General features: G+C 56.8%; 10 protein-coding genes and 1 pseudogene. 4 read left to right on the top strand and 7 right to left on the bottom strand.

Annotated elements, in window-relative coordinates:
• Positions 1-59: 59 nt before the first annotated feature.
• The 4 genes from AAAC48_RS11615 to AAAC48_RS11600 form a co-directional block, all read right to left on the bottom strand.
• The gene (locus AAAC48_RS11615) at positions 60-263 is read right to left on the bottom strand and encodes a hypothetical protein (RefSeq protein WP_340654323.1); all 204 of its coding nucleotides are present in this window, start codon (positions 261-263) and stop codon (positions 60-62) included.
• Between the two features lie 73 nt (positions 264-336).
• Positions 337-660, bottom strand: coding sequence for a hypothetical protein (locus tag AAAC48_RS11610; RefSeq protein WP_340654322.1), 324 nt, complete (start codon positions 658-660; stop codon positions 337-339).
• A gap of 23 nt (positions 661-683) precedes the next feature.
• Positions 684-1,376 carry a L,D-transpeptidase gene (locus AAAC48_RS11605; RefSeq protein ID WP_340654321.1) on the bottom strand — a complete coding sequence of 231 codons (693 nt, stop codon included), beginning with the start codon at positions 1,374-1,376 and terminating at the stop codon, positions 684-686.
• Positions 1,373-2,410, bottom strand: a complete 1,038-nt coding sequence (locus AAAC48_RS11600) for a glycine betaine ABC transporter substrate-binding protein (protein WP_340654320.1) — start codon at positions 2,408-2,410, stop codon at positions 1,373-1,375. The genes AAAC48_RS11605 and AAAC48_RS11600 overlap by 4 nt, the downstream gene beginning before the upstream one ends.
• A gap of 179 nt (positions 2,411-2,589) precedes the next feature.
• On the opposite strand from AAAC48_RS11600, the gene AAAC48_RS11595 reads away from it, so the two are divergent.
• On the top strand, positions 2,590-3,222 hold the full coding sequence (locus AAAC48_RS11595) for a response regulator transcription factor (protein WP_340654319.1): 633 nt from the start codon (positions 2,590-2,592) through the stop codon (positions 3,220-3,222).
• 168 nt (positions 3,223-3,390) lie between these two features.
• Positions 3,391-4,662, top strand: coding sequence for an alpha/beta hydrolase (locus AAAC48_RS11590; RefSeq protein ID WP_340654318.1), 1,272 nt, complete (start codon positions 3,391-3,393; stop codon positions 4,660-4,662).
• Between the two features lie 162 nt (positions 4,663-4,824).
• On the opposite strand, the gene AAAC48_RS11585 is transcribed toward AAAC48_RS11590, so the two are convergent.
• The 3 genes from AAAC48_RS11585 to AAAC48_RS11575 form a co-directional block, all read right to left on the bottom strand.
• On the bottom strand, positions 4,825-6,582 hold the full coding sequence (locus AAAC48_RS11585) for a hypothetical protein (protein ID WP_340654317.1): 1,758 nt from the start codon (positions 6,580-6,582) through the stop codon (positions 4,825-4,827).
• A gap of 654 nt (positions 6,583-7,236) precedes the next feature.
• Positions 7,237-7,479 (bottom strand): hypothetical protein, encoded by a 243-nt coding sequence (locus AAAC48_RS11580; protein WP_340654316.1) that lies wholly within the window; start codon positions 7,477-7,479, stop codon positions 7,237-7,239.
• Positions 7,480-7,546: 67 nt separating this feature from the next.
• Positions 7,547-8,191 (bottom strand): hypothetical protein, encoded by a 645-nt coding sequence (locus AAAC48_RS11575; RefSeq protein WP_340654315.1) that lies wholly within the window; start codon positions 8,189-8,191, stop codon positions 7,547-7,549.
• Positions 8,192-8,538: 347 nt separating this feature from the next.
• Between AAAC48_RS11575 and AAAC48_RS11570 the strand changes: the two are divergent.
• Positions 8,539-10,198 (top strand): annotated as a pseudogene (locus AAAC48_RS11570) (arylsulfatase).
• Between the two features lie 86 nt (positions 10,199-10,284).
• Positions 10,285-12,837 carry a fused MFS/spermidine synthase gene (locus AAAC48_RS11565; RefSeq protein WP_340654314.1) on the top strand — a complete coding sequence of 851 codons (2,553 nt, stop codon included), beginning with the start codon at positions 10,285-10,287 and terminating at the stop codon, positions 12,835-12,837.
• Positions 12,838-12,966 lie beyond the last annotated feature (129 nt).

Here is a 12,966-nt window from a genome sequence, read left to right as displayed (position 1 = left end):
AGCCGCAACTGATGGCAAGGACGGCGCTAACGCAATGAATGCTGAAGCGCGTAGTATTTTCAAAGTTGTGCGATACATTTTGAAATTCCTTCACGAGCAAATTTGGCTATGTCTTCGGTCAGCGGTGCGGGTGTCGTTGCCGCAGGCGCGGTCGCTGTTGGCGCCGTTGCGGTCTGTGCGCACGCATAGTGCATTTCCGGCCCGCCAAGCAGTGCCAACGCGGCTGATGCAACGAGCGCGATCGTCTTTCGGTGCAATGACATTCCAGCCTCTCGTGGCTCCGCATTTCGCGAGCTGCTATTTCGCGTTGTGCTCGAATAGGTTACGGCGCTCTGTTCAGACCTTTTCCAGCGACAGGACCTGGCCTGTGGAATCGATCAGGCAGGTCGAGCGCTGCCCCTTCGCCTCCAAAATGATCTGGTACTTTCCGCCATCAAGCGCGCTTGAGCTGACAGGTAGGACGGAGGCATGATCCGCTCCGAATTTCGTCGAAGCGGCAGTGGCACAAGCAAGTTGCAGGTCGGCGGGTGCCGTCTGCATCGTGTTTCTTGCCATGTTTTCGGGCGTCGGGCTGGAGACACATCCGGCCAGCGCCAGCGACCCGGCCGCCAGTAGGAGTGGCAGCTTCTTCCCAACTTTAGTACCTGATGTGCAAAGCATCGTTTTCCCCCTGCTCTTGCTGCTCAAACACCCTTGTAGAGTGACGCGCCCTGCATGAGCACAATCACCTTGGCGCCGACCTCGATCTGCGAAGCGAGGTCGACAATGTCGTCATTGTTCATTCGGATGCAGCCAGACGAGACGTTGAGGCCAATCGACCACGGTTCAGGCGTCCCGTGGATGCGGTAGATCGTGTCCTGGTCGCCCTCGTAGAGATAAAGCGCGCGCGCGCCGAGCGGATTGTCCGGACCACCGGGCATGCCACCGGCAAATTTCACGGCGTTTGGATCACGCGCCACCATCTCGGCCGGCGGCGTCCAGGTCGGCCATTCGGCGATGCGCCCGACGCGGACAATGCCGGCCCAGCCGAATCCGTCGCGGCCAACGCCGATGCCATATCTGACCGCCTGGCCTGCTCCCTTGACGAGGTAGAGGAAATGCTGATTGCCGTCGATGATGATGGTGCCGGGTTTCTCGGCGGTGCGGAACACCACGACCTGCTTGCGGAAGGCCTCAGGCACCTGGCCATTGGCGGCGTAATATTTACGCGCCTTGCGGCTGTCATAGGCGATCCACGTCCGCGTTTTCGTGTCGTAGATCTGCGTCTTGGGAACCTGAGCCAGACTTATTCCCACGAGGGAACCGAGCAACACGCCAGCTGCTGAGATACCGGCGATCAACCTCGTGCGATAAGGAAAACGCGAAACCGGCTTCATTGCCCTCTCCCCTTCAACCACTTGGCGACACGGTCTTCGTTCTTTTCAACCCAGGATTCCGCATAGTCGGCGGGCGATATCCGGTCGACCTCGACCGCATAGCTCATGTCTGTGATCTCCTCCGGGGTGAAGTCGATGCTTTCGAGGAATTTGGTGACTTCGGGCTTACGGGTAGCCAATGATTTGGTATAGGCGATATGAAAATGCGCCCGGTCCCAGGCGACTGGTGCATCCGATTTGGCCAGCCAGTCCGGATCATCGGCCGGCAGCACCACATGCCACTTGGCTGCGTCATATGCCGGCTCATCAAGCTTGACGATGTCATGCAGTTTGAAGACGACATGCGGACTGTAACAGGCAAAGACAATCGGCTTGTCGGTGGCCTCCGCCGCATCGACCGCGGCCATGCCCATTTCCTCGGGCATTTGCAGGAGTTGCAGGTCCTTATCATAACCGTAGCTCTTGGCGCGAATGCGCTCGATAGCTGTCGACGACCAGGTTTCGGCGCCTACCCACATCTCGCCCTTGCCGTCGCCGTCAGTGTCGAAGGCCGCGGTCTTCTTCGGATCGAGAAGATCCTTCACGCCGTGGATCCCGGTCTTCTTCACCGTCTGTTTTGTGGTGCAGATGCCCTGCCAGGCGGACACGCCGATATCAGCTATCTGCACCTTGTCGGCATATTTAGTCACAAGAGAATTGAGGTTCGGCAGCCAGACCTCGGGATGAATATCGACCTGTCCGGAAGCAAGACCGGCAAATGCTGTCATGGTGCCCATTTCGCGCACCTCGACATCGAGGCTGAGATCTTTCTTCAACGCAGTCTTGATGATGTTGGCTGTCACCTGGCCCGACGGCCAATTCGGCATGGCTACGACGAGATCGGCAGCCGACGCTGGCCCAGCCTGCCCAATGGACGTCAGGAACGAAAGGGCCGCCAGTCGGCCGAACACTGCCGCCCGGAGACGCTTGACCGGCTTCGCAGGGACATATTCACCGTCCCGCAAATACCGCTCCCGGTATAATCGTTGCTTCATCTGCAGCGCTCCCGCTTGATAACCTGCGGGCATTAGCCTTCATCGGCTCCGTTACCGGAAGTACGTAACTGTTAATTTTTGCTGCAAGCAGGTTTCCGGTGTAGGAGTGAACTGTTCCGTTTCAGCTGCCTCGGGATTATTTTGGGCGCATGCCGGGCGGGCGGCAATCGGGGGCGGTCATGACACGAATTCTCATTGCGGACGACCACGAGATTGTCAGGCAAGGCGTGAAGGCGATCTTGTCGAAGCGGGAACGTTGGGAGATCGTGGGCGAGGCAGCCGACGGACGCGATGCCGTCGAACAGGCCCGGCTGACCGAACCGGAAATCGCGATCCTCGATTATGCACTCCCCATTATCAACGGGGTGGAAGTTGCCCGCCAGATCCGGTTGCATAGTCCGAAAACTGAAGTTCTCATGTTCACGCAACATGACAATGAGGCGTTGCTCCGCAATATTCTCGAAGCCGGCGTCCGGGGATATCTGCTCAAGTCGGACGCGACCTTATATCTCGTCCAGGCAGTGGAAGCACTGGAACATCACCAGCCGTTCTTTACAAAAACCGTATCCGACATGTTGGTGTCTTCGTATCTGGCAAAATCGGATGCATCCCCGAGTGTCCTTACCTCGCGAGAAACCGCAGTTGTCAAACTGATCGCCGAAGGACACAGCAACAAGGAGACCGCAGCAATCCTTGGTCTGAGCGAAAAGACGGTTGAGAGCCATCGTTCGGCTTCGATGCGCAAGCTGGACGCTAAATCGACGGCCGCTCTCGTACGTTATGCGATCAGAAACCGGCTTATCGAAGCCTAAGTGTTGGGTTGCGTTCCGGTAATCCCATAAGGATCTCAGGGAAAAACCTAATGCCAAACCGGATACTTTCATGTGATACGGTGCCAAACCACCGAGCGTTGACGGCGACTGTTCGCAATGCGTTATTGTTGTTTACCCGAAGCAATCCGCCTGTTTAAAAGTGTGCACATGCGTCGTCACAATCTCGGAACCCGCCTGCTGCCGCGTACTCGCCGTGATGCCTCGGCCGGTTTACTCTTGCTCGGCTTGGTGCTGGGTGGATGCGCCGGGCATCCCAAAGGTGTCATGGCACCCGTCCTCGTCACCGGCGCTACCGGTGGTTCCAGCGTCGATATGCTGGTGGTGACAAGCCGCGTGCCCTCGGACGACCCCGCTACATTGTTCACCGGCGAACGCAGCCCCCGTCCCTATATGAATGATATTACCGTTTCGATCCCCTCGGACGCCAAGCGCAAGTCGGGCACCGTCCAGTGGCCGAAAAAACTGCCGCCCAACCCCGAAACCGAATTTGCCGTGACGCGCGTTAACCAGCTGAACTCAGTTGATGAAGGCCGAAGCTGGTTCCGGCAACACGCTGGCAGCGGCGGCCACGCACTCGTGTTCGTCCATGGCTTCAACAACCGCTACGAAGACTCGGTCTTCCGCTTTGCCCAGATCGTTCATGATTCCGGCGCGAAGGTCGCTCCGATCCTCTTCACCTGGCCATCACGGGCAAGCGTTTTCGACTACAATTACGACAAGGAAAGTACCAATTATTCCAGGGTTGCATTCGAACAGACCTTGCGAACCCTGGCCAAAGACCCTGACGTCAAGGACGTCACCGTCATGGCCCATTCGATGGGTACATGGCTGGCGATGGAATCCCTGCGCCAGATGGCGATCCGCGACGGCCGGGTTGCACCCAAGATCGACAATGTGATCCTGGCCTCCCCCGATATTGACGTTGATGTCTTCGCACGCCAATGGACCGAGATGGGAGAACACCGTCCCAAGTTTACGATTTTCGTGTCCCAGGATGACCGCGCCCTTGCCGCTTCCCGCTTCATTTCGGGCGACGTCCAGCGCCTCGGAGCAATCAATCCAGCCGAGGAACCATACCGCTCTAAACTCGAAAAAGCTGGCATTACAGTGATCGACCTCACAAAGGTAAAGGCTGGTGACAGCCTCAACCACGGAAAGTTCGCGGAAAACCCTGAGGTCGTGCAACTTATCGGCCAGCGCCTGGTGACTGGTCAGACACTGACCGATTCCAATGTGTCGCTCGGTCAAGGCATCACAGCAGTGGTGGCCGGAACAGTCAGCACCGTTGGCAAGGTGGCTGCGACGACCGTGGCCGCCCCCATTACCGTCCTTGAGCAACCGAAACGGATCCCCAAGAAGACTGACGAATTGGGGGCAACCCTGGGAAGCAAGACCCCTTCGAGCGAACTGAGTTACTGAAGCCATGGCGAATGAGCCAACCGAAGCCCAACCTTTTCTGATTGCGGGCGGCGGTCCGTTCTATGCGCTTGAACGCAAAGCCAAACTGATCCGAGCCAAATGCGGAACAGAATTGTTCGGCCCAGAGTTGCCTTTGATGGTCGCGCAACAAGGGCGTAACAGTTACTTGGACGCAGCGGCCATGGGAGTGGGTAATGCAAAGCCTGCCTTGATCAGCCCAGTACCGAGTTGATCAATGAATGCAGGCGTATAGTGGCGGGCTGTCATGTCGGAACGGAAAGACACCCAGAAGTGTTCACCACGGGCCTTCAACCGAATGGTGGCTTCCTTCACCCCCGCCGCATTCTCCAATTGTCCGGACGCGGCGATCTCTAGAATATTGGCCACATAATCGTCTGAACGCCCCATTTGCTGGACCCGAAGAAGCGCTTCGGCGAACTCGCCACGCCTGTAACAGTCAAGCGCCAATGTAAGTCCTGCATCGCTATGCGGGGTGCTCTCGATCATGCCTGCTTTGACTGCAAGACCAGCGCCCTCCATCCACCGACCATTGGCAAAAAGCATTGCACTCAGTCGCGCGGGAATAACGCTGTTGTTCGGGTTTAGAGCCATGGCACGATATCCGGCGACGAACGCCGCTTCGGTTTGGCCATTGCGAAACAGCGCCAACATCTGAGCATAGCCGGCTCGGTCCGACATTGGCGCGAGAATTACGGATTTGTTTGCAAGCGCAAGAGCACGCACGGCCAAATCAGTCGACACTTCAGGCGCTTCCGACTCCAGAAGCACGATCGCCAGTTCGGCATTGACATCGGGATCATTTGGCAAGGCCAGCAGTGTCGCGTCGAGGCATGTTCTGGCTTCCCATAATTCGTTAACGTCTGAACGCTCAACGGCCAAGGAAGAACGAAGAATGCAGCCGTTACCATAGGTTGGCTCTGCAAGTTCATGCGCCAGTTCAATGCTGTTGATTACGCCGCGTGTCCCGGCAAGACGGGTTGCAAGATTCGTGACGAGTTCGCGGCGGACATCGGCTTCCGACCTTTTGTCAAAGGAAGCCCGCTCGACCCCCGAACGAAACGCTTCCCCCGTCAAAGGATTGACCACCTGCCACCAGACCGCCCGGTCAGCTTCGGATGGGTGATATTTGAGGATAATGTGATAAGGGCTTGTGGTTCGATACGCTGATTTGAACAGAGACGCCCCGGGGACAGACTGCGTGGTGTTTGCTCTCACAATGCCGGGTGTTTCTCCTGCGGCAAGCTTGAGCGTTTGGAACTGGGACAGAGCGATCATGAGATAGTCGCGAATGAGCCCAGCCTCATTATCTGTCTGGTCACCTGCCAGCTTCATCTCAACAGCGACGCTTGGCTTATCCGACAGTACCGGTGTTCTGGCAGACGATAGCCAGATTGAGCCAAGGAGGGCCGAGGCAACGATTGCCAAAAGTGCCAGGCTTCGTTTCGAAATCACGTTTCGCCATTCTGAGGACGTTCCCTGAACCCTGATCTCATTAACAGTATCGGTATCATCGAGACTGTCTCCCTGCGGCGGCGCCTTGGTGAAGACTGGAATATATCTCCCACGCGGCAGCTCTATACGAACGCTGCCTTCCTCCGCACGGGATTCATAATACTGGGCAAGGGACGCCCGCAGCCTTGTCGCCTCTATGCGGACAATCGGATCAGTTGTCGGATCGAAACTGGGAGGGCGACCGAAAACATCGACGGCGATCGTATAGGCCTTCAATGCTACGGCGCGGCCCTCGAACATCTCGTGCGCAACAAATCTCAGAAAATTCCGGTTCCGCTCTGTTGAGTGAAACTGTGGGTCGGACAGAAGTCTGTCCAGCTCCACGCGAGCTTCCTGCTCGCTAACCCCTTCCGTTTCCGGTACGTCGACATTCACGTCAACTTCCATGGCAGAACCCCCACGATATATATCCCGGGATACAATCGAACGGATTGCGCTCTGACACCATAGGGTGAATACCCTAGGTTGTGACGGGATTGTACTGATACAGTTCTTAACCGGCCGGGATCGCAAGAAAATCCGGATAATATCTGGTCGTCAGGGCGCCTTACCGCGCATCGAGATACAGATGTCGATCACCTCGCTCTCGATGTCAGCACAAAGCATATCATATTCCGCAATTAGTTTCAGATCGTTGGATCCATTACGGCGCAATCGATCGAGTGTGGAACTCGCTTCGTCAAATGCGTCGCATAAGCTCATCAGCGCGGAATTTCGCGCACTGAGCATTTGCAGCTGGCCGCGCATAGCAGGCAGCCTGAGCATCAATTTCCACAATCCCCGTTGTTCTGACGCGGTCGACATTGTTTTGTTGAACCCGCTTCCGTTAATGGTTCAAACCATGCGCATGCCCGGAAGACAGGCAACTGAACACACAGCACCCGATAGCGTGTCTCCCATTGCTTAATAAAGTACGATGTGCTGCCGCATGCGAGTACGTAACGGTAAACGTCGATGAATACAGGACGCCATCAGATGGAATAATCCAATACGATCAACGGGAGACCAGGGATCACCCCATTTCGCAAATCTCACAAACTTCTACCGTACTTGCGTTACTGTTACGTCCTCGGCGAAAGCGACCGCAATGATGTCTCTCGCGCTACTTTCAATTTCAATCTCAAGGACGGCTTCTATCTCCGCTCCAACGCAACGTGGAATTTTGACCTTGAGAGTGGAAACCATTCGATCCCGGTAGGGCTCAGAATTGGCAAGGTTTTTCAGGTCGATGACAAAGTAACCATGAACACTTTCGTTGAGCCACAATGCACGGTGTTCGACCATGGCAACAGCAACCCGGAATGGCAGATGTCGGCGTCAACTTCCAGTTTTCGTTGGGGAAGTAACCCCGCTACTTCGTCGTGATCTGGCTGAAAGACATGCCGTCAATCTTGCCGTCCTTCAAACGATAGACCAGCGTCTGCAACGTAGTGAACCCTTTGCTGTCGGGACCTGCTTCGTTCGAATAGCGAATGATCCCGTCGTTCACCGACGCGCCAAAGGCGTCCTGCAAGTTCTGCTCACCGTCTTTCAGGCCAGGTACTGGGAGCATCCATTCCGTAAGCGTTTCTGGCCCCTGGGAACAGCCGGAGCGCGCCGCATCGCTTTCCTCCGCGGACACCATTGTCAGTAGGCGCTTGGAGCCGCTGCCCTCACCGTTCGAAATGAACCACAGGTTCGACGCATGACCGTCGAGCGCCACCTGGTAGCACAGCCAAATGGTCGTCTCCGATCCGGCGCCACGCGTACGAATTTCACCGCCAAATTGCTTCTGGATTTCATCGAGTGTTGTTCGCCCGAAACCAACATCGAGCGTGTCGGCCTTGACAAGATTGTTGAACGGTTTGGCAATCGGATGGGAGGTCGACTTGGCAGTTCCACCCGAAAGTATGAGCGAGGGAAAGCCGGAAAGCTTCACGTCGTCGGCGTTCGCTGGTTGCAGAATTAGCAGCGAACCTGCAATGAGTGCAATGGCAGATATGGTTCTTAGAGACATCAAGCGCAATGCATCTCCCCTGATCGAGAATTTCGGCATGCTGACATCATTATTCGATCCTGCCAGAGGACAAAGTACTTAACTGTTACAGAAACCGTTTTTGACAGAGTTTGCTGCGCGTCGCGGCAAATCGGCCCTATAGATCGCGCGGCCAAACAGACATACGCGCCCTACGTTACAGTTACGTACTTCCGTTGAAGCGGCGTTGCCAGAAGCATGACCCAGTCCAATGGACAACCATTCGCGCCCGCGTTCGTCAGGCGATACAAAAACACGTCTGCGGACCGACAGACAGGAGAGTGCAATGCTCAGGCAATACGCTACCCGCCTCCAAAGGGAGGAACATCATGCCAGTTGAACGCAAGAGCCAATTTAGTTCGGTGCGGCGAGCCTGCGTTCCAAAGGGCACCAAAGTCCGGGCGTCTCTACTAGCCGGGGCGGCCATAGCCACAGGCATCGCCTTTTCCCAGTGGTCCGGAATCCAGCCCGCGCAGGCCCAAGAGGCGGCAGAGCCCAACATCCTCGTAATCTTTGGTGACGATATCGGCCAGTCCAACATCAGCGCCTACACACTGCCTCGTTGGGTATCAGACGCCAAATATCGACCGGATTGCCAAGGAAGGCATGATGTTTACGGATTATTACGCCGAGAACAGCTGTACGGCCGGACGCTCGTCTTTCATCACCGGACAGGCGGTCCTGCGGACAGGCCTTTCCAAGGTCGGCGCGCCCGGCGCGCCTGTCGGACTGCAGCCTGGCGATATCACGATCGCCCAGGCGCTCAAGCCACTCGGATATGCCACCGCTCAATTCGGCAAGAACCATCTTGGCGATAAGGATGAATATCTCCCGACCAGTCACGGCTTCGACGAATTCTTTGGCAATCTCTATCACCTGAATGCAGAGGAAGAGCCAGAGCGCCCGTACTGGCCGAAGGATCCGAATGATCCATTCCTCAAGGCCTACGCGCCGCGCGGCGTCATCAAGGCCTCGGCGGACGGCAAGATCGAGGACACAGGCGCGCTGACGAAGAAGCGCATGGAGACGATCGACGATGAGACCGTAGGCGCTGCGATCAATTATATTGACGAACAGGCCAAGGCCAAGAAGCCGTTTTTCGTCTGGATGAATACGACGCGCATGCACGTCTTTACCCATGTGCGCGAGGAATATCGCGGCAAGAGCGGTATGCCCGGCAACGAATATGGCGACGGCATGTGGGAGCATGATCAGGATGTCGGCAAGCTTTTGAAGACGCTGGACGACCTGAAAATCGCTAACAATACGATCGTGATTTACACGACGGACAATGGGCCGAATGCCTTTACGTGGCCGGATGCAGCGACGACGCCTTTCCGTAGTGAGAAGGATTCCAACTGGGAAGGCGCATTCCGCGTTCCCGCGATGATCCGCTGGCCCGGCAAGGTCAAGCCGGGCACAATCTCCAACGACATCTTCTCCGGTCTCGACTGGTTCCCGACATTGTTGGCCGCTGCGGGAGACGATGGCGTAAAACAGCGCCTGCTGGATGGCTGGGCTCCAACGCAGGGCGGGAGGACCTTCAAGGTGCATCTCGACGGCTATAACCAGCTCCCGTACCTCGACGGCACCGAACCAAAAGGGGCTCGCAGTGACTTCTACTATTTCAACGATGACGGTGAGCTCGTTGCCATGCGTTGGGACAACTGGAAACTCGTCTTCTGCGAACAGCGCGCGCCCGGCGAGCTTCTGATTTGGGCAAATCCATTTACCTGCCTGCGGCTCCCGAAGTTGTATAATCTGAGGATGGACCCCTACGAACACGCCGACATCTCCGGCAGCCTCTATGACCAATGGCGCGTAGAAAATGCCTACCTGTTCGCTCAGGGCACATTTAAAGCTTCGGAGTTCCTCGAAACCTTCACGAAGTATCCTCCGAGCCAAAGGCCGGCAAGCTTCAGCATCGACCAGGTGCGGAAACAGGTGGACAAAGTTATTGATAAACACTTTGAGGAAATGGGGAAATAACAACGACACCGGACTTTGTTCGGTAACCACTCCAGATTGGCGCGCATGTCGCGCGCCAATCGCCTTCATATCCAGGAGTGCAATAGATGGTCGTCCACTCGCATCTCGCCGAGTCAAAAATTCGCCCTTCAGATTTCAGTACCCCAATGCCCGATGAACGCGCCCGTTCTACCCATTTTGCCTGGCCAGCGCTTTTGCTCTTCGCCTCGGGGTTTTCTGCGCTCGTTTTTCAAGTCATCTGGGTCAGGCAGTTGTCGCTGATCGTCGGTGTGGATGTTTACGCAGTCACCGCAGGTGTTTCTGCCTTTATGGCAGGGCTCGCCATCGGCGGGATGCTATTTGGCCGCATCGTTGATCGCTCGGCCAGTCCGTTCCGCTTTTACGCACTGCTCGAAGCGGGTGTTGCGATTTGCGGCATCGGAGTAACAATCGCACTCTCGCACTATGCGGGAACCTTTGCTCGCCTCGAAGACACGTCCGTATTCCTCGCCTGGGCAACGGTGTTTGCTTTCGTCGGTGTCCCGGCAATTCTCATGGGTGGTACCCTGCCGGCCCTGATCCGCTCCCTCGCGGCGGCAAACCGGGATATCGGATTGAAGGGCGGTAGTCTCTATGCGGCCAATACTGCCGGAGCAATTGCAGGTACGCTCGCTGCCGCCTTCCTGCTCATTCCGAGTCTTGGTATTTCGGGAACTGCCTACGCGGCCGCAGCACTTAGCCTGTTCGCAGCCGTCGGATCGCTTGGTCTCGGCCTATCACGGAGGACGACCAAGCATATTTCATTCGAGCCCGTCCCTAAACCATTTTCCGGCGATGTCCGCCTTGCGCTCGCTCTCTACTCGGTCGCTGGCGGTGTGGCGCTTGGATATGAGGTTATTTGGACGCAGTCGATCGTCCAGTTCATGAGTACCCGTACCTTTGCCTTCGCCATTGTGCTGGCAACCTATCTTTTCGGGCTGGCGCTCGGGTCAGCGGTTTCCGCAAGATGGATCGACAGGGTTCGCAATGTCTGGAGTGTCTTTGGTCTTCTCGTTGCTGGCGCGGGATTGATTGCCTTGTTCGGAGTTGCGTTCCTTGGCAGCTGGATTATTGCCGCGCAATCCATCGCCGAATATTGGGTTCTGCAGCTAAGTCAAAACCAATTGGCAGGAATGTCCGCCCGCTTTGCGGTGGCATCATTTGTCATCGTCCTGCCAACAACGATTCTGCTCGGTGCGGCTTTTCCAGCGGTTCTAAAGCTGGTCGTCGCTGATGGCCGCGTCGGGCACGGCGTCGGCTTTGTGAGTGCTTGGAACACCTTTGGCAGTATTATTGGAACTGCGATCACGGGCTTTATCCTGATCCCGCGCTTCGGCTTTGTTGGCTCCCTCGGGATTTTGGCTGTCATCGCGGCGGCTATCGGCATCATCGCAGTGTTTCGCAACGTTGGCACAATTCGCTGGCATCGCGGCGCCGCAGCTGCAATCTGTGCGACCTCACTGGCGCTCGCGCTCCTGATCCCGTCCGATCGCTTTGCCGGACTTCTTCCAGGTGCCCAGAACGGCAAGCTCGTCTTCTATGAGGAGGGTCTGGGTGCCACAGTTGCCGTGATTGAACAGGGGCGAGGCAGAAAGTTCCGCCGCCTCTATATCCAAGGTGTTTCAAATACCGGTGATTCCCTTCCTTCTTTGCGCTACATGCGGCTGCAGGCGCTCCTTCCCTTGATCATCATGCAGAAACAGCCACAATCGGCGATGGTGGTCGGTCTCGGAACCGGGATTACTGCCGGTGCCCTCCTCGCCTATGATGGGCTAGACCAGAGGATTGCCGCCGAACTTCTGCCTGGCGTCAAACGCGCCTCCACCCTGTTCAGCGGCAACTACAACGTTGCGTCTGATCCCCGGCTTGACATCCGCTTGCGAGACGGAAGAAGCGAACTGCTGGCGAGTGCGGACACTTATGATCTCGTGACACTCGAACCGCCGCCGCCGTCGGCTGCCGGTGTCGCCAATCTCTATTCGACCGACTTCTATCGTCTCGCCACCACCCGGCTTCGCCCGGGAGGCATGGTGGCACAATGGCTTCCCCTGCCCACCCAGAACGATGAAGACACCCGCTCGCTGGTGCGCAGTTTCATCGACGTCTTCCCGCATGCAACGCTGTGGACAACAGAATTGCATGAAATGCTCCTTGTCGGATCGTTCGAGCCAATGAAACTGGATATCAGGCGGATGACAGCGCGCTTCGAACAGCCCGAGGTGCGGCTGGCGCTGCACGAAGTTGGCATCAACTCACTTGCCGGATTGATGGCAACGTGGGTAACCGACCGCGCAGGCCTGGACGCATTCGCGGGAAATGCTCCTCCTGTCACTGACGACCGTCCGCGTATCGAATATGCCGCGTGGGTGAAGCCGGACACATTTACGACCGTACTGCCGCAACTGATGGATCTCGTCACGGAGCCACCACTCGCGAACGCCGACAGCACTTTTACGACAGAAATGGAGACCGAGCGCGATGTGTTGCGTACATTTTACCGAGCAGGTTTGAGCGCTTATCGCGCCGACCAGCAAGGCTGGCAGCGCAGTGCGTCACAGATCAGCGCCCATGCTTCCGGCAATGCCTATTACGCCTGGTTCTTTGGCGGAGCCACGCAATGAGCGACTGTGACGACATCCTCGTCCTTGGCAAACGTATCGGACAGTCGATCATTGGTCAGGAAGCGATGGTCGAGCGGCTGCCACGCTGTCGCGCGTGCAGTTCACACCGGATCTCCTGCCCGCCGACAT

The organism is Phyllobacterium sp. (genome assembly GCF_037994405.1).
Lineage (GTDB): Bacteria > Pseudomonadota > Alphaproteobacteria > Rhizobiales > Rhizobiaceae > Phyllobacterium.
The sequence above is the reverse complement of the archived record's forward strand: the minus strand, read 5'-3'. Positions and strand labels throughout refer to the sequence as shown.